We start from the raw sequence: 17,283 nt of genomic DNA on the forward strand, positions 1-17,283 counted from the left end.
TGCCGCCCCCGTCCCGAAGGGCGGACGTGGCGGCCGGTACGAGACAGAGCAGAGCAGTGCAGAGCGAAGCAGTCGGAACAGGAGATGCCATCGACGACAAGGGTGAAAAAATACGATATGTGGATGTCCTGCGCAGGAATCACGTGGTGGTCACGGGCCGGACGGACGGCCCGGTGGTGATGCTGGCCCACGGGTTCGGCTGTGACCAGAACCTGTGGCGCCTGGTGACACCCGCCCTGGCGGAACGGTTCCGGGTGGTCCTCTTCGACCACGTGGGCGCGGGCTCCTCCGATCCGGCGGCGTGGGACGAGGAGCGGTACGCCACGCTGGACGGGTACGCCGACGACGTGCTGGAGATCTGCCGGACGCTCGGCCTCGGCCCGCTCACCTTCGTGGGGCACTCCGTGAGCGCCATGATCGGTGTCCTGGCCGCGGCCCGGCGGCCGGAGTACTTCGCGAAGCTGGTGCTGCTCACCCCGTCCCCCCGCTACATCGACGACCGGGACTACCGGGGCGGGTTCAGCGCCGAGGACATCGACGAGCTCCTGGACTCCCTGGACAGCAACTACCTGGGCTGGTCCGCCACGATGGCCCCGGTGATCATGGGCAACCCGGACCGCCCGGAGCTGGGGGAGGAGCTGACCAACAGCTTCTGCCGTACCGACCCGGCCATGGCCCGCGTCTTCGCCCGGACCACCTTCCTCTCCGACAACCGCTCGGACCTGGAGCGGGTGACCGTGCCGACCCTGGTGGTGCAGTGCGCGCAGGACGCCATCGCGCCGCCGGAGGTGGGCGCCTTCGTGCACACGCACATCCCCGGCAGCCGGCTGATCACCCTGGACGCCATCGGGCACTGCCCCCAGCTGAGCGCCCCGGAGGCCACCACCGCCGCGATCGCCGACTTCGCCGCGGACACCCGGTGACCTCCGCGGCCGACGATCACCGGCCCGACCCGGATCCGGACCCGGCGTCCGGGTACGGCGATCCGGCGGCCCTGGAGGCGCTGGCCGAGGAGAGCGCCGAGGACCTGTACGAGAACGCGCCGTGCGGCTACCTCTCGACCCTCCCCGACGGGCGGATCATCAAGATCAACGCCACCCTGCTGGGCTGGCTGGGCCACCGGCGCGAGGACGTCGTGGGCCGGAAGCGGTTCGCGGACCTGCTCACCGTCGGCGGCAGGCTCTACCACGAGACGCACTTCGCGCCCCTGCTGCGGATGCAGAAGGAGGTGCGGGCGATCGCCCTGGAGCTGCGGACGGCCGGCGGCGGCCGGCTGCCGGTCCTGGTCAACTCCGTCGTCCGGACCGACCCGGCCGGGAAGCCGCTGCTGATCCGCAGCACCGTCTTCGACGCCCGCGACCGCCGCAGCTACGAGAAGGAGCTGCTGCGCGCCCGGCACGAGGCCGAACGCGAACGCCGCCGCCTGGCGCGGGTGACCGCCACCCTGCAGCGCACCCTGCTGCCGCCGGCGCTGGAACCGGTACCCGGACTCGACGTGGCCGCCCTCTACCGCATCGCCTCGCCGGACGAGGTGGGCGGCGACTTCTACGACCTCTTCCCCCGGGCGGACGGCGCCTGGGCCCTGTTCCTGGGCGACGTGCGCGGCAAAGGCGCCGAGGCGGCGGTGGTCACCTCGCTCGCCCGCTACACGCTGCGCTCGGGGACCGTCTACGACCCCGACCCCGCCGCCGTGCTCCGCCACCTCAACGCCGTCCTCACCGCCGAGAACGAGGACCGCGAACCCTACTTCCTCACCATCATCATGGGCACCCTCGTCCCCGACACCGACCGCGGCGGCTTCCGGCTCACCCTGGCCGGCGGCGGCCACCCGCCGGCCCTGCTGCTGCGCGCCGACGGCACCGCGCACCTCCTGGAGACCCCGGGCGGACAGCTCCTCGGCGTGGTGCCCGACGCCGACATGGCCGAGACCACCGTGCACCTCGCCCCCGGCGACTCGCTGCTCCTGTACACCGACGGACTGACCGAGGCCCGGATCCACGGCACCGGGCAGCGCTACGGCGACGAGGCGCTGCTGGACTTCGCCGCACGCCTGGCGCCGGCCACCGCCCAGGAGGTCGTCGCCGCGGTCCGCCGCCTGCTGGACGGCTTCGGCCCGGGCCTGGACGACGACACCGCGGTCCTGGCGATCGGGGTGCCGGCCTCCCCGCGCGACGGCGTCCGGCACCCGCCCCGCCCCGGCGGCTCCGCGACGCGGTGAGGGCGGGCGCGCCGGGTCCCCACCCGGACAGCGGTGCGCCCCGCACCGGGCACCGGCACGGGCACGGACGAGGGTGTCAGGCCCGGGGGCGGCCCATCGCGCGGAACTCCCAGCCCGCCTCGCGCCAGCGCTCCGGGTCCAGCGCGTTGCGGCCGTCCAGCATCCGCCGGTCGGCCACCACCTCGCCCAGCGCCGCCGCGTCCAGCTCCCGGAACTCTCGCCACTCGGTCAGGTGGAGCACCGCGTGCGCCCCGGCCGCCGCCTCCAGCGCGCTGGGCGCGTAGCCCAGGGTGGGGAAGAGCGCCCGCGCGTTCTCCATGCCCTTGGGGTCGTACACCGTCACCTGGGCGCCCTGGAGGTGGATCTGCCCGGCGACGTTGAGCGCGGGGGAGTCCCGGACGTCGTCGGAGTCCGGCTTGAAGGTCGCGCCGAGGACCGCGACCCGCTTGCCCAGGAAGCTGCCGCCGACCGCGCCGCGGGCGAGGTCCACCATGTGCACCCGGCGCCGCATGTTGATCGAGTCCACCTCGCGCAGGAAGGTCAGCGCCTGGTCCGCGCCCAGCTCGCCGGCGCGCGCCATGAAGGCCCGGATGTCCTTGGGCAGGCAGCCGCCGCCGAAGCCGATCCCGGCCCGCAGGAACTTCCGGCCGATCCGCTCGTCGTACCCGATCGCCTCGGCCAGCTTCGCCACGTCGCCGTCGGCCGCCTCGCAGACCTCGGCCATGGCGTTGATGAAGGAGATCTTGGTGGCGAGGAAGGAGTTCGCGGCGGTCTTGACCAGCTCGGCGGTGGGGTAGTCGGTGACCACGAACGGCGAGCCCTCGGAGACCGGCCGGGCGTAGATCTCGCGCAGCAGCTTCTCCGCTCGCTCGCTCGCCACGCCCACCACGATCCGGTCCGGGTGCAGGGTGTCCTGCACGGCGAAGCCCTCGCGCAGGAACTCCGGGTTCCAGGCCAGCTCCGGCTCCACGTCCGCCGGGGCCAGCTCCGCCAGCCGGGCGGCCAGCCGGGCCGCGCTGCCCACCGGCACGGTGGACTTGCCGACCACCAGCGCCGAGCTGCGCAGCCGCGGCGCCAGCGACTCCAGGGCGGCGTCCACGTAGCTCATGTCGCAGGCGTACTCGCCCCGCTTCTGCGGCGTGTTCACGCAGATGAAGTGGATGTCGCCGAACTCGCCGGCCTCCTCGTAGGAGGTGGTGAAGCGCAGCCGCCCGGTGGAGCCCTCGATGCCGGCCACGTGCCGCCGCAGCAGCTCCTCCAGGCCCGGCTCGTACATCGGCACCTTCGCCGCCGCGAGCATCTCGATCTTCGCGGGCACCACGTCCAGTCCGAGCACCTCGAAGCCCAGCTCGGCCATGGCGGCGGCGTGGGTGGCGCCGAGGTAGCCGGTGCCGATCACGGTGATCTTCAGGGCCATGCGGAACTCCATGGTGGGTACGGTCAGCGGTGCGCTGCCTGAGCATAGTCCGGGCGGCCTTGGCGGGCCCCCGCCGCGGGGCGGACGGGCCCCGGCGGTCCGTCCCACGGGTGCCGCCCTCCGCCGGAACAACGCGCCGCCGGCCGCCCGGGGGAGTCCGGGCGGCCGGCGGCGGATGCGTCACTTGTCCGAGACGGTGACCTTCTCGTCGTTGTTCAGCTGCTCGACCAGCTGCTTGACCTTGGGCGCGTCCCAGATCAGGTTGCCGTTGATCTCGCCGGAGATCGGCATGTTCATCGACTTGCCGTCGCCGCCGGTGATGCCCTTCATCGCCCAGAACATCTCCGCCAGGTCCATCAGGCCCATGTCCTTGTCCACCACGAGGGTGTCCAGACCGGCGCCGAGGGTCGGGTAGAGCTTGAACGGGTTCAGGATGGTGCCCGGCGTCGCCGTCTGGCTCGCCAGCGCCGCCAGGAACTTCTGCTGGTTCTTGGTCCGCTCCAGGTCGCTGCCGAAGGCGTACCGGGTGCGGACGAAGGCGAGCGCCTCCTCACCGTTGAGGGTCTGCTTGCCCGCCTCGAAGTCGGCGCCGGACTTCTTGTCCTTGAACGCCTTGGGGATGTCCATCTCGACCCCGCCGACCGCGTCCACGATCTCCGCGAAGCCGCCGAAGCCGATCTCCGCGTAGTGGTCGATGCGCAGCCCGGTGTTGTACTCAACGGTGCGCACCAGCAGCTGCGGGCCGTCGATGGAGTAGGCCGCGTTCAGCTTCTTCTCGCCCAGCGGGCCGCGCGTCTTGCCCGACTCGGAGCCGACGAAGGACGGTATCTTCACGTTCGAGTCGCGCGGCAGCGAGATCATGGTGTTCCCGTTCTCGCCGACGTGCAGGATCATCATCGAGTCGGTGCGCTTGCCCTCGACCGTGCCGGTGTGCAGCTTCTTCTTGTCCTCGTCGGACATGCCCTCCCGGCTGTCCGAACCGACGATCAGGTAGTTGGTGCCCGCGCCGCCCTCCGGCCGCTCGATCACCTTGCTCAGGTCCACGTCGCGGTTGAGCTTGGAGTCCGCCCAGAAGTAGGTGGCGACCGAGACCACCAGCAGGAACGCCACGAACGACACCAGGCCGATGGTGATCCGCTTCTTCCAGTTCACCGGACGCCGCGGCCGGGCCGGCCGCGCCCCGCCGGGCGCGCCGGGGCCCTGCGGGCCACCCGGGCCGCCCGGTCCGGCACCCCGGCCGTAGACCTGACCGGTGTTGTACCCGTCGTCCGCGCCGTAGCCGTCCTGCCCCAGCCGCTCGCCGTCGCGCTGCCGGGGCACCGGGCCGCCGTGCGGCGACAGCCCGGGGGGCAGCGGCGGCTCCGCGGGCGGCCGCTGCCGCGCCCGCGCGGGGTCACGCCGCACGTACGGCATGGCACGCGCACCCTCCGGCTCGGCACTGCCGCTGCCTCGCCCGTACCTCTCTCCGTCGGCGTCGGACCGCCCCTGGGGCCACTCGTTCATGGGAGGAGTGTGCCCGGTGCGCCCGGGCGCGTAGAGGGCGGGTGCCGGATCGGGCCGGTGCTGTTGCAGACCTGATGCAATCGCGTCGGATGTGTGTACGTTTGCGTTTCTCGCCCCGCATAGAGTGGACGCATGATCGAGCAGCCTGCCCCTGAGCAACCGCCCGGGAAGCCCACCTCGGCGTCCCGCACCACGCTCAGCCACATCATGACCGCGAGCGACACCAATCTGCTGGGCACCGTGCACGGCGGCGTGATCATGAAACTGGTGGACGACGCGGCCGGGGCGGTAGCCGGCCGGCACTCCGGCGGCCCGGCGGTGACCGCGTCGATGGACGAGATGGTCTTCCTGGAGCCGGTCCGGGTGGGCGACCTGGTCCATGTGCACGCCCAGGTGAACTGGACCGGACGCTCCTCCATGGAGGTCGGGGTCCGGGTGCTCGCCGAGCGGTGGAACGAGTCCACCCCCGCCACCCAGGTCGGCAGCGCCTACCTGGTCTTCGCCGCGGTCGACGAGGAGGGCCGGCCCCGGCCGGTGCCGCCGGTGATCCCGGAGACCGAGCGGGACAAGCGCCGCTACCAGGAGGCACAGATCCGCCGGACGCACCGGCTGGCGCGGCGCCGCGCGATCAAGGAGCTGCGCGCCAAGCGGGCCGCGGAGGGCATCACCGACTGAGGGCGGCCCCGCGCCCCCTCCCGCCCCGGGCCTCGCCGCCGCCGCACCCGGGCCAGGCCCCGCCGGACATGCGTACCGGGACGACCCCGCGGCCGTCACCGCTCCCGCGGGCAGTCCACCTGGTCGCCGGTGACCGCGCCCCGGCTGCCGTCGGCCCGCGCCCGCGGCGAGTCCACCCGGACCCGCCGCACCGTACGGTGCTCCGCGCCGACGGTGACCCGCATCACCGGGCCCCGCCCCGCCACCGGCCGCAGCCGGGAGCCCGGCAGCGCGGCCCGCAGCGAGCGCGCCGAGCGGTCCCAACCGGGGTCGTACTCGATCACGGTGCGCCCGGCGTCCCGGACCGCGGCGTTGGCCGGGGTCCCGGTGGTGGCGAAGCCGGCCGCGCGCAGCTCGCGGTCCACCCGGCGGCCCAGCCCCTTGGCCGAGGTCCCGTTGAGCACCTGCACCCGGATGCGCGCGGGCGCCACCTCCACCAGCGCCGGCGCGGGCGACCGCCGCCCGGTGTGCGCCGCCAGCGGACGGTCCTCGCGGATGGCCCGGAACAGCCGCTCGGCCTTGGCCCGGTCCCAGGTCACCGTCGAGCCGACCCCCGGCACCTGGTGGCCGAGGTCGTCCAGCGGCACCGAGACGAACTCCGACGAGGCCGGGTCCAGCCCGCGCATCGCCCGGCCCAGCGCCACCAGCTCGTCGCCGCCGAAGCCGTGGTCGGCCCGGACGGAGTCGAGCAGGCCGGAGGCCACCCGGTTGAGCTTCACCGGGTTGAGCAGCACCCCGCTGTCGGTGACCCGGCGCAGCAGTGCCGCCAGGAACTGCTGCTGGCGGCTCATCCGGCCCAGGTCCGAGTCGCCGTCCACGTGGCGCGAGCGCACGTACTGGAGCGCCTGGCCACCGCTGAGGTCGTGCGAGCCGGCCGGCAGGTCCAGCCCGGTGTGGCTGTCCCGCAGCGGGCGCGGGGTGCAGATCCGCACCCCGCCGACCAGGTCGACGGTCTTCATGAAGCTGGTGAAATCCACCTCCAGGTAGTGGTCGATGTGCACGCCGGTCAGCTGTTCCACGGTGCGTACGGTCAGCCGCGGGCCGCCCTCCGCGTACGCCGCGTTGATCTTCTGCGGGTGGGCCGGGCGGTGCCTGCCGGTGACCGGGTCGGTGTGCGCCGGGATGCGGGCGTAGGAGTCCCGCGGCAGGCTCACCACGCTCGCCCGGTCCCGGTCGGCCGACAGGTGCACCAGCATGAGGGTGTCGGTGCAGTGGCAGGGCGCGCCGCCCAGCCGGTAGCGGGTGCGCTGCCGCTCGGTGATCCGGTCCCGGCCGTCCACCCCGACCACCAGGATGTTCATCCCGTCGCCGTCCCGGGGCCGGTCGGGGAGGCCGCCGAAGACGTCCACCCGCTCGATCCCGGCCTCCAGCCCGGTGAGCATCGCGTGCCCGGCGCCGGCGGTGGTGAGCACCAGCACCGCCAGGGTGGTGGCCAGCCGCAGGCCCCCAGCGGCGGCGGCGCGGCGGACCGGGGCGCGGCTGCCGGTCGGGGACCGGCGGGGCGGGCCGGGGGGCGCGGGGTGCGGGCCGGTGGTGCGGTCACGGGACGACCTCCGGGGAGCGGGAGCGGACGGCGTGACGACCGTAGGCCCATACGATGAGCGCCGCGGACCCCCACGCCGCCGGCCGACCCCACTGCCACCCGGCCGGGGCGTTCCGGTGTCCACCATTAGCGGTAACGTGGGCGTGATACCTGCCCGTCACCCTTCAGGCGCTGCCGCGTTGGCGGCTGCCGCCACGGGGCCGTGACCCGTCTCCCCGAGGAACGATGTCCGATCAGCAGCCGCCGGCCGTTTCCGTGATCATGCCGGTGCTCAACGAGGAACGCCATCTGCGCAATTCCGTCCGGCACATCCTGGCCCAGGAGTACGCCGGTGAGATGGAGGTGGTGATCGCCCTCGGCCCGTCCACGGACCGTACCGACGAGATCGCCGCCGAACTGGTGCGCGAGGACCCGCGGGTGCACACGGTGCCCAACCCGTCCGGCCGCACCCCCGCGGCGCTCAACGCCGCCATCAAGGCGTCCCGGCACCCGGTCGTGGTGCGGGTGGACGGCCACGGGATGCTGTCGCCGAACTACATCGCCACCGCGGTCCGGCTGCTGGAGGAGACCGGTGCGCAGAACGTCGGCGGCATCATGCACGCCGAGGGCGAGAACGACTGGGAGCACGCCGTCGCGGCGGCGATGACCTCGAAGATCGGGGTGGGGAACGCCGCCTTCCACACCGGCGGCGAGGCCGGCCCGGCGGAGACCGTCTACCTGGGCGTCTTCCGGCGCGAGGCGCTGGAGCGGCAGGGCGGCTACAACGAGGAGTTCATCCGCGCCCAGGACTGGGAGCTGAACTTCCGCATCCGCGAGGCCGGCGGGCTGATCTGGTTCTCGCCCGAGCTGAAGGTCTCCTACCGGCCGCGGCCCAGCGTCCGGGAGCTCGCCAAGCAGTACCGGAACTACGGCCGCTGGCGCCATGTCGTCGCCCGCTACCACCAGGGCTCCATCAACCTGCGCTACCTCGCCCCGCCGACCGCCGTGGTGGCCATCGCCGCCGGCCTGGTCACCGGCGCGGTGCTCACCCCCTGGGGCTTCGTGGTGCCGGCCGGCTACCTGGCGGCGATCGCCGCCGGTTCGGTCCCGGCCGGCAAGGGGCTGCCGGTCAAGGCCCGGCTGCAGATCCCGGTGGCGCTGGCGACCATGCACATGTCCTGGGGCTGGGGCTTTTTGACCAGCCCCCGCTCGCTGGCGAAGAAGGTCATCGCCAGCCGCCGGCCGGCGGTGCTCGCCCGCTGATCCCGGACGGACCTGCGGGCCCGGGGCCACCGACGACGGCCGAGGGCCGGACCACCGCGGAGGTGGTCCGGCCCTCGGCCGTTCGCGCCGGTTCCGCCTCCCGGCCACCGGTCCCGGTCACCAGGCCCGGACGGGCCGTCCTGGTCACCGGGCCCGGATGTGGGTCCCCGGCCGCCGGCCCGGGCCCGCACGCAGCCGTACGGCGCCGACGGGGCGTCAGCCGGTGCGGCGTCAGAAGGTGTGGCCTTGGTCCACCGGCATGCACGCCTTCTCGTCGCCGCCGTTGAGCAGATCGGCGGTGCTGGGCGTCTTGTCCTCCTCCTCGTCCTTCCCGGCCGACTTGGGGTAGGCGGTGCCCTCGCGCCAGTCGGAGCCCACCACCAGCGTCACCTGGGTGACGGCGACGGAGTGCCGGACCGCCTTCTTGGGCAGCCCGAGCGCCTTGGCCACGGCGAGCGCGTCCCCGTGCAGCTTCTCGGACGGGTAGGCGATGGTGGTGTCCACCTGCGAGCGGGGTGTGGCGTCGGCCTTCGCCTGCGCGTAGCCGGCCTGCACCAGCACGTCGGCGAGGACCGCGGCCCGCTGCGGGACCGGGCCCAAGGTGGTGGTCCCGGTGCCGTTCTGCACGGTGACGGGGAGTTCGTTGACCGCCGTGGACGGCTTGGGCGCCGGCTTCTTCTTCGGCTTCTTCTTGTCCTTGCCGTCCAGCGCCACGTCGTTGCGGACCAGTGAGAACAGCTTCTCGGCGTCCTCGGGGTGCGGGATGACGTGCGCGTCGGGGTCCCGCGGATCGGGCACCCACGGCATCGTCGTCATGGTGATCCGCTTGGTGGGCACCTGCTTCAGCTCGTTGCCCAGGTCGTACAGCTTCTTGACGTTGAGGTCCGGGTCGACGGTGAGCGCCTTGGTGGCGGCATCGGCCAGGTCCATCAGCTTCCCCGGGTCGGAGAGCTTGGCGTTCTTCTTCAGCTGCCGGACCATCGCGCTCATGTACATGTGCTGGGCCTTGGCCCGCGCCAGGTCGCTCTGGCCGGCGAAGCCGTGCCGGGTGCGCAGCCACTGGAGCGCCTGCCGGCCCTTCACGTACGTCTCGCCCCGCTCCAGCCGCAGCCCGGAGGACTTGTCGTAGACGTTGGCCTGGACGCACACCGGCACGCCGCCGACGGCGTCGGCCATGTCCACCACACCGGAGAACTCGATCTTCATGAAGTGGTCGATGGGGATGCCGGTCAGGTCCTCCCAGGTGGCCACCGTGCACCCCGGACCGCCGTGCTGCATGCTGGCGTTGATGATCTTCGAGTCGGTCTCGGGGTAGACCGTGCCGTCCTCGTCCACGCACTCCGGGATCTTCACCCGGGTGTCCCGGGGGATGGTGATCACCGACATGTTGCTGCGGTCGGCCGACACGTGCACCAGCATCTGCACATCGGCGCGCGGCTTCTCGCCCACCGTGTCCCGGGCGCCGCCGAGCTTGAGGTTCTCCGCGGAGTTACGGCTGTCCGAGCCCAGCAGCAGGATGTTCAGCGGGGTCTCGCCGTCGGCGTTCGGCGCCGCCCGGTCGAGCTTGTTCTTGCCGAGGTTGAGGGTTTCCTTCTTCAGGTTGTTGTTCAGGTGCTGGTAGTACAGGTAACCGGCGCCCGCCGCGCCCAGGATGAGTACCGCCAGCGCGAGCGCGGACCACTTGAGGATGCGTATCCCCTTGCTCCGCCGCCCGCCTTTTCCACCGCCCTTGCCGGCCGGGGGCCGCCGCCGGCCGCGCCCGCCGTTCCGCGGCGCCGGCACCGGGCTCTTCCCGGACCGCTGCGCGGCGCGGCGCTCGGCCCGGGTGGACGCGGGCGCGTCCCCCGTGCCGGCGGGGGAGCCCGCCGCGGCGCCGGAGGCGTCCGCCGCCGCGCCCCGGCCGGCACCCGCCGGCCCGCCGGCCGCCTCCGGGCCCTCGTACGGGCTGTCGTCCCTGCCCTGCTCACGGGCCTCTGGCGCGCGCCGGCGGCGTCCCTCACCCCGCGCCCTTCTCTCCTGCTCCATCGGGCCTCCCCGTCGTTCAGGCGGTGCGTCCGGCCCGATGGGCGGGCATGCTCCGGTCCGTCGTCGTCACTGCGGCGTCATGGCGGCGCCGGTGTCGCGGGCCGGCGTTGGCCGCCGGCCCCGCTGCTACTTCGCTGATACTGCCGGGCAGGGCCGTCGGAACCGGCCCCACCCGGCCCCGAGGACGTCTGTGGACGCCCCCGGGTTCACTTGGCGCAGACGTTCTTGTCGTCGGCGCCCAGCCGCTGGAGGTCCTTCGGGGCCTTCTTCGGGGCGGCGATGGGCATGCCGGCCCCCTTGAAGTCGCCCCCCAGGATCAGCGTCATCTCGGCCGCCGGCCCGGCGTCCTGGTCGGCCTGCTTCAGCGCCGTGCCGGGCAGCCCCATGGCGGCGGCCAGCCGGCGTGCCTGGTCGGCCTGGTCGGGCCCGTACTCCAGCGTCGTCTTCGGCTGCTCCGCGTCCGCGTTGCCGCCGTTGCTGGAGCGGATCATGCCCGCGGTGTTCTGCATCCAGACCACGGTGTCCTGGGCGGCCCCCAGCCGCCCGCTGCCGTTGAGCACCTTCACCCGCACCTCGGCCGGGTCGGCCTGCGGCCCCTTGAGCCGGGCCTCCGCGGCGGCCTTGGCGGCCTTCTCCTTCTTCTTGACGTCGGTCAGCGACACGTCCTCACGGATCATCGCGAACAGCGGCTCGGCCTTGGCCTCGTCGATCAGCACGGTGGCGCCGTCGCTGTTGTCCACCACCGGCACCGTGACGAAGGTGACGTGCTTGAGATCGACCTTGCTCAGGTTGGTCGCCAGGTCCTTCAGCTTGCCGACACTGCCTATGCCGGTGTCCACGGTGAGCGCCTTGGTGGCCGCGTTCGACAGCTTCCAGAGCTTCTTGGGGTTGGTGAGCGTGCCCCCGGACTTCATCTTCCGCATCATCGAGCTGAGGAACTGCTGCTGGAGCTTGATCCGGTCCAGGTCGCTCTCGAAGCCCACGCTGTGCCGGGTGCGCACGAACGCCAGCGCGTCCTCACCCTCGATGGTGTGCCGGCCCTTGCTCAGCTTCAGCTTCGACTTCGGGTCGTCTATGTCGTGGGCCAGGCACACCTCGACGCCGCCGATCGCGGACGACAGCGTCTTGACGGCGTTGAAGTCCGCCATCATGAAGTGGTTGACCTCCAGCCCGGTGAGCTTCTCCACCGTCTTCCAGGTGCAGCCGGGGTCCCGGCCGTTCTGCCCCAGGCTGGTGTTGAAGCGGACCCCCTGCTCACCGGGGATCACCTTCTCCGAGCCGTCCTCCTGCACGGTGGGGCAGTCCGGGATGTCGGTGATCATGTCGCGCGGGATGCTCAGTGCGGTGGCGTTGGAGCGGTCCTCGGAGACGTGGAAGAGGATGGTGGTGTCGGCGTGGCCGACGCTCCCCTCGTCGCCGTAGCCCTCGTTGCCCTTGCCGTCCCGCTTGTCGGTGCCGATGACCAGGATGTTCATCGGGCCGTCGATCACCGCGGCGTTGTCCTCGCCGGGGATCCGCACCTTCTTGATGTTGCCGTTGAGGTGCTGGTAGATCAGGTAGCCGGCCACCGAGGTGCCGACCAGGAGGAAGGCGAGCGTGCCGCCGCTCCAGTACAGCACCTTCTTCTTGGTCGACTTCTTCGGCTTCTGCTTCCGGCGGCTGACCGGACCGGACGGCTTCCCGGAATCCGCGGAATCGCCCGGTTTGTCGGACGGATGCTTTCCGGCCGCCCGGCGGCGCCCGCCGCGCTGCTCCGGGGCCGCGCTCCGCTCCTCCTCGGGGGCCGGCCGCCTGCGTCGCCCGCCGGTTCTGCCCGGGGCCGGGATGTCGGAGGCGGGCGCCGGCTCGGGGGCAGGGCCCAGCCGCAGTTCGTAACTGCCGGTCTCAGGGTTGAACACCCACTGGTCGGCGGGGTCGATGCCGTCGTCCTGCCCACGGCCTTGCGTGTCCACGGTCGCCTGTGTCCTCCGTCGATACCACGCGGCGCCTCCCCCTCAAGGCACCCGGTAAGTCAGCTGTTCGGTGCGCGGCGAGCTTCGCACGGCGCGCCGGGAGCGCTCACACTATCCGCCCCGTTCGGCGTCGAGCGACGCCGGTGACAAATTCCACTCCCATACAACTGGGCAATCCGCCCAATCCTTTCGAGATCGCTTTGAGATCGCTTCGACATCAATTTCCCGGCGCTACGTCGTGGCTTGACCCTTTTGCTCACATATGCCGGGCGGGGTGGTGCTCATGGCCTCGGTGGCCGACAGCGGCACCGATCGCCCCGTGGGGGTCGGCGAACCCCCGTCCCCGGGCGCCGTGCCCTCCGCGGCCTCCTCCGCGCCGTCGTCACCGGCCGGAGGCACCTCCTGGTCCAGCCGCAGCCGGCGGAAGAGCTCCTCGGCGTCCGGCTGCACCAGCTCGTCCCGGTTGGGGTCGAGCGCGTAGGGCTGCCGGGGCACGGTGAGGAAACGGATGCGGTCCTGCGGAACGGCACGGATGTCCTGCGTCAGGGAGTACAGCTTCCGCAGCGAGCCGAGCCCCGGGTCGGTGGTGAGCGCGGAGGTCGCCGCGTCCAGCACCGGGAACAGCCGCCGCGGATCGAGCAGCACGCCGTTGCTGCGCACCTTCTTCAGCAGCGAGCCGAGGAACTCCTGCTGGCGGCCCATCCGCGAGGTGTCGCTGCCGTCCCCGATCCCCTTGCGGGCCCGTACGTACCCCAGGGCCTCCTCGCCGTACAGCGTCTGCCGGCCGGCGGGCAGCCGCAGATGGGCGTCGGTGTCGTTCACCGGCCGGTCCAGGCAGACCTCGACGCCGTCCACCGCGTCCACCATCCGCTTGAAGCCACGGAAATCGATGATCATGTGGTGGTCGATCCGGATGCCGGTCATCTTCTCCACGGTGCGGATGGTGCACGCCGCGCCACCGAACTGGTACGCCCAGTTGAACTGCGCGAACCGGGCCTCGCGGTCGGTGCCGTCCGCCGCCCGGCAGGCCGGGATCTCCGTCATCAGGTCACGCGGGATGCTCACCGCGGTGGCGCTCCGGCCGCCGGCCGCCAGGTGGAGCAGGATCGTGGTGTCCGACCGCTGGGTGCCCGAGTCCTGGCCGTACTTGCTGTTGCCCTTGCCACCGCGGGTGTCGGAACCGATCAGCAGGATGTTCCGGGCGTCCCGCGCCACCGGCACCGCCACCGGGCGCTCCGCCTCGTGCCGCTCCAGCTCCCGCTGGGTCACCGGGTCGGTGCGGATGTTGGAGTCCAGCCGCTGGTACAGCCACCAGCCGGTGCCGGCCACCGCCACCAGCAGCACGGCGGCGGTGAGCGCCAGCACCCGGGCCACCCGGCGCCGGCGGGACGGCCGGGCACCGCCCTTGCCGCCCTTCCCGGGCCTGCCGCGCCTGTCCCGCCTGCCGGGCTTCCGGGAGGACGGGGGAGGGGTGTCACCGTCCGCGGCGTCGGTCCGCGCGGTGCCGGGGTCCTCGGAGGCGTCGGGGTCTGCCGCGGTGCCGCCGGCGGTCGTACCGGGGTCCGTGGGACCGGTGGCGGCGGTGGCACCCGGGGCGGTGGCGCCGGGGTCCGCAGCGCCGCCCTCGCCGGCGGCCGTGTCCGCGCCCTCGCCGGCGTCCGCGTCCGGCCCGGGGCCCCCGCCCGCGCTCCCGTCCGCGTCGTCCGGGTCACCCGCGCCCCCGTCCGGCCCGGCGCCCGCGGAGGTGTCCGCGTCCTGGACACCGGCGTCCGGAGCCCCCGGGCCCGTGGACGCCGCCCCGGGCGCGGCGGTGCCGTCGGCCGTGTCGTTCGTGTCCTGGCTGTCCGTACCGGCGTCCCCGGAGCCCGTGCCCGCCGCCGGCCCGGTGGCGTCGGGGCTGCCGCCACCCGCGGTCATGCCCGTGTCCGAGGTGCCGGCGTCCCCGGAACCGTCACGCGTCGTGTCCCCACCCGTCACGTTCGCCCGTCCTCCCCGCAGCGGGACCGGCTCCTGGGCGGGTCCCCTGCCACCGCCCACCGAGGGGCGTCGATACGCGTCCCCCGGAGAGGTACCGAAGGCGCTCGCAGGACCAGACAGGTGAAGCCCGGGCAGGGTTGTACGGATGACGGACACCTGTGCGGATTTCCGGAAACGCGGCGGCCGCGGCGCGACCGGACGACCCGGACGGCACCGCACGCCGACCCGCGAGGCCGGGGCGCCCCGCCCCCGGGATGCGCCCCTGAGACGCGCCCCTGAGTGCCCGTGCCGAACGGATGGGTCCGGACACACCTCGGGCCGGGTACCGGGACGGCCCCGGCACCCGACCCGCCGGCCGGTGCGTCGTCAGACGGCGAGCGCGGTGACCCGCTCGCTCTCCCGGCGCTTGTCCAGCCCCTCGGCGCCCAGCCGGTCCAGGTGGCGGCAGAGCACCACCGAGCCGCCGCCCGCCAGCGGCGCGAACAGCCCGGCGGAGACGCCCTCCCAGGTGTCGTACGGCAGGCCGGACAGCAGCCGGGAACCCGGGCCCAGCCCGCGCCGCGCGGCGTCCGCGCGGGCCCGCTCCACGACCTGGGCGGCGGTCAGCTCCGTGCCGTCCACCCGGAGCGCGGGGGCGTCCGGGTCCACCGGGGCGTACGGCGCGAACCGGTCGCCCTGGCCCGGCACCTCGACGGCGTAGTCGGTGAAGCCCTGCGGCGGCTGCGGGAACCGGCCGCCGAGCGGGCGCAGCGCCAGCGCCACCCGCTCCCCGGGGCACGCGCGCGCCGCGTCGAGCGTGTCCGGACCGCTCACCACCAGGTCGGCGCCGGCGGGATCGCCACCGAGGTCGGCGACGACCCCGGTGGAGGAACAGGCGAGCAGCCAGACCGCGGTCTGCCAGTGCGCGGGCAGCAGCAGCGCCAGCCGGTCGCCGGGCTCGGCGGCCAGGTCGCCCTGGAGCAGGTTGGCGGTCTTCGCCACCCAATTGGCGAGGGTGGCGACGGAGAGTTCCACGCGCTCGCCGGTGGCGTCGTCGTAGAAGGTGACAAGCGGACGGCCCGGGTCCGCGGCGAGCGCGGATCGCAGCAGGTCGGCGGGGGTGCGGTCGGTGGCGTTCATCGCCGCCAGGGTACGCGCCGGGGCCCGCTCCGGCAGGGAGTGGCGGAGGGCCGGGCAGGCTCCGGCGACGTGTCCGAAGTGTCCAGAAAAATGGACAGCAGTGTGACTATGTGTTCACCATTCACTACATGCGTGCATTCCTGGCATCCTCTGTCGCGGTGGTCTGCGCGACCGCTCTCGCCCTCCCGCTCGCGGCGCATGCGTCGGCGGCCGGTTCCCCCGCCCCGCCCGGGTCCCGGGCGCGCGCCGACCTGCCCGGCAGCACCCGGTCACTGCCGCTGACCGCGCCCGGCGGCTCGCTGCGCCGCCCGGCGGCGCGGGACGCGGAACGGGGGGTGACCGCGCGGAACATCCGCCCCTTCGCGCTCGTGGGAGTGGTCTGGGACGACCCCGCCGCCGACCTCCGGGGCCGGGTCCAGGTGCGGACCCGGGCCGCCGGCACCGGCGTGTGGTCGGCCTGGCGGGACCTGCAGACCCACAACGACGACGCCCCGGACGCCGGGTCGCCCGAACGCCGGGCCGGCCGGGTGCGCGGCAGCACCGCCCCGCTCTGGGTGGGGAACTCCGACGGCGTGCAGGCCCGGGTGCGGCCCGAGGCGGGCACCGGCACCCGGCTGCCCGCCGGACTGCGGCTGGAACTCGTCGATCCGGGCGAGGCACCCACCGGGCGGGCGCTGACCGGCCGTCCGCCGGCCACCGACCCCGCGGGCGGGGACTCCCCGGACACCGAGCCGCCCGACCACGGATCGGGCGACTCCGGCTTCCCGGAGACCGAGACCCCGTCCTCCGAGGAGGCGTCCGGTCCCGAACCCGCCGCGCTGGGACCACTGGTCCTGGAGGAGGAGGCCGTGGCGCCGGGTGCCGCCCCGGGCGCCGCCCCCCGCCCGCGCATCGTCACCCGCGCCGGATGGGGCGCCGACGAGAAACTGCGCGAAAGCAAATTCAGCTACACCAAGACGGTCAAGGCCGCCTTCGTCCACCACAGCGCCACCGGCAACAACTACAGCTGCGGCCAGGTCCCCGCCATCCTGCGCGGCATCTACCGCTACCACGTCAAGAGCAGCGGCTGGCGGGACATCGGCTACAACTTCGCCGTGGACAAGTGCGGCAACGTCTACGAGGGCCGGGCCGGCGGGGTGGCCCGGGCCGTGCTCGGCGCCCACACCCTGGGCTTCAACAGCAACACCATGGGCGTCGCGGTGCTGGGCACCTACGGCTCCGAAAGCCCGCCGCAGGCCGCGCTCGACGGGCTGGCGAGACTCACCGCCTGGAAGCTGGGGCTGTTCGGCCGCAACCCGAACGGCAGCACCACGCTGGTGTCGGCGGGCAGCAACAAGTACCGGCAGGGCGTGAAGGTCAAGCTGAAGGTGGTCTCCGGGCACCGGGACGGCTTCGTCACCGACTGCCCCGGCGGACGTCTCTACAGCAAACTCGGCAGCGTCCGATCGGCCGCCGCCCGTCTCCAGGGCCGCTGACCGGGCCGTGCGCCACGGCTCATAAACTGACGGATCCCGACGCCGCCCGAACAGCCGGCGGGCGGGTGACGGCGGGAGCCGCGGCGACGCGGGGACGG

General features: G+C 73.5%; 12 protein-coding genes. 5 read left to right on the top strand and 7 right to left on the bottom strand.

The genetic code is table 11. The features are described from left to right. Positions 1-119 precede the first annotated feature (119 nt). Both IHE55_RS18430 and IHE55_RS18435 read left to right on the top strand, forming a co-directional pair. Positions 120-923 carry an alpha/beta fold hydrolase gene (locus IHE55_RS18430; RefSeq protein ID WP_307826892.1) on the top strand — a complete coding sequence of 268 codons (804 nt, stop codon included), beginning with the start codon at positions 120-122 and terminating at the stop codon, positions 921-923. Beyond that, entirely contained in the window at positions 920-2,218 is a 1,299-nt protein-coding gene (locus IHE55_RS18435) for a PP2C family protein-serine/threonine phosphatase (protein ID WP_197990025.1), read from the top strand. The genes IHE55_RS18430 and IHE55_RS18435 overlap by 4 nt, the downstream gene beginning before the upstream one ends. Before the next feature lie 76 nt (positions 2,219-2,294). Here the strand turns inward: IHE55_RS18435 and IHE55_RS18440 are convergent, their stop codons facing one another. After that, positions 2,295-3,635, bottom strand: coding sequence for a UDP-glucose dehydrogenase family protein (locus IHE55_RS18440; protein WP_197992099.1), 1,341 nt, complete (start codon positions 3,633-3,635; stop codon positions 2,295-2,297). A 180-nt stretch (positions 3,636-3,815) separates the two neighbouring features. Next, positions 3,816-5,138 (bottom strand): LCP family protein, encoded by a 1,323-nt coding sequence (locus tag IHE55_RS18445; RefSeq protein ID WP_197990026.1) that lies wholly within the window; start codon positions 5,136-5,138, stop codon positions 3,816-3,818. Between the two features lie 132 nt (positions 5,139-5,270). On the opposite strand from IHE55_RS18445, the gene IHE55_RS18450 reads away from it, so the two are divergent. Continuing rightward, positions 5,271-5,813 (top strand): acyl-CoA thioesterase, encoded by a 543-nt coding sequence (locus IHE55_RS18450; RefSeq protein WP_197990027.1) that lies wholly within the window; start codon positions 5,271-5,273, stop codon positions 5,811-5,813. Positions 5,814-5,908: 95 nt separating this feature from the next. Here the strand turns inward: IHE55_RS18450 and IHE55_RS18455 are convergent, their stop codons facing one another. Next, positions 5,909-7,270, bottom strand: a complete 1,362-nt coding sequence (locus IHE55_RS18455; RefSeq protein WP_307826729.1) for an LCP family protein — start codon at positions 7,268-7,270, stop codon at positions 5,909-5,911. Positions 7,271-7,620: 350 nt separating this feature from the next. Here IHE55_RS18455 and IHE55_RS18460 point away from each other — a divergent pair, with 350 nt between their 5' ends. Continuing rightward, entirely contained in the window at positions 7,621-8,637 is a 1,017-nt protein-coding gene (locus tag IHE55_RS18460; protein WP_197990029.1) for a glycosyltransferase family 2 protein, read from the top strand. Between the two features lie 231 nt (positions 8,638-8,868). On the opposite strand, the gene IHE55_RS18465 is transcribed toward IHE55_RS18460, so the two are convergent. From IHE55_RS18465 to IHE55_RS18480, 4 genes are all read right to left on the bottom strand, one after another. After that, positions 8,869-10,662, bottom strand: a complete 1,794-nt coding sequence (locus IHE55_RS18465) for an LCP family protein (RefSeq protein WP_197990030.1) — start codon at positions 10,660-10,662, stop codon at positions 8,869-8,871. Between the two features lie 206 nt (positions 10,663-10,868). Then, complete coding sequence (locus tag IHE55_RS18470) at positions 10,869-12,614, bottom strand: LCP family protein (RefSeq protein ID WP_197990031.1); 1,746 nt, start codon at positions 12,612-12,614, stop codon at positions 10,869-10,871. A 231-nt stretch (positions 12,615-12,845) separates the two neighbouring features. Next, a complete protein-coding gene (locus IHE55_RS18475; protein WP_197990032.1) occupies positions 12,846-14,531 on the bottom strand; it encodes an LCP family protein in 1,686 nt (561 codons plus the stop codon). A gap of 426 nt (positions 14,532-14,957) precedes the next feature. After that, positions 14,958-15,710 carry a TIGR03089 family protein gene (locus IHE55_RS18480; protein ID WP_197990033.1) on the bottom strand — a complete coding sequence of 251 codons (753 nt, stop codon included), beginning with the start codon at positions 15,708-15,710 and terminating at the stop codon, positions 14,958-14,960. Positions 15,711-15,838: 128 nt separating this feature from the next. Between IHE55_RS18480 and IHE55_RS18485 the strand changes: the two genes are divergently transcribed. Beyond that, positions 15,839-17,185 (top strand): peptidoglycan recognition protein family protein, encoded by a 1,347-nt coding sequence (locus IHE55_RS18485; protein ID WP_197990034.1) that lies wholly within the window; start codon positions 15,839-15,841, stop codon positions 17,183-17,185. The last annotated feature ends 98 nt before the right edge of the window (positions 17,186-17,283 follow it).

It is taken from the genome of Streptomyces pactum (genome assembly GCF_016031615.1).
Taxonomy (GTDB): domain Bacteria; phylum Actinomycetota; class Actinomycetes; order Streptomycetales; family Streptomycetaceae; genus Streptomyces; species Streptomyces pactus.

Coding starts and splice junctions, on each gene's coding strand:
- IHE55_RS18475 (WP_197990032.1), bottom strand. CDS start 14,531: ATGACCGCGGGTGGCGGCAGCCCCGACGCCACCGGGCCGGCGGCGGGC.
- IHE55_RS18440 (WP_197992099.1), bottom strand. CDS start 3,635: ATGGCCCTGAAGATCACCGTGATCGGCACCGGCTACCTCGGCGCCACC.
- IHE55_RS18465 (WP_197990030.1), bottom strand. CDS start 10,662: ATGGAGCAGGAGAGAAGGGCGCGGGGTGAGGGACGCCGCCGGCGCGCG.
- IHE55_RS18485 (WP_197990034.1), top strand. CDS start 15,839: ATGCGTGCATTCCTGGCATCCTCTGTCGCGGTGGTCTGCGCGACCGCT.
- IHE55_RS18480 (WP_197990033.1), bottom strand. CDS start 15,710: ATGAACGCCACCGACCGCACCCCCGCCGACCTGCTGCGATCCGCGCTC.
- IHE55_RS18460 (WP_197990029.1), top strand. CDS start 7,621: ATGTCCGATCAGCAGCCGCCGGCCGTTTCCGTGATCATGCCGGTGCTC.
- IHE55_RS18450 (WP_197990027.1), top strand. CDS start 5,271: ATGATCGAGCAGCCTGCCCCTGAGCAACCGCCCGGGAAGCCCACCTCG.
- IHE55_RS18445 (WP_197990026.1), bottom strand. CDS start 5,138: ATGAACGAGTGGCCCCAGGGGCGGTCCGACGCCGACGGAGAGAGGTAC.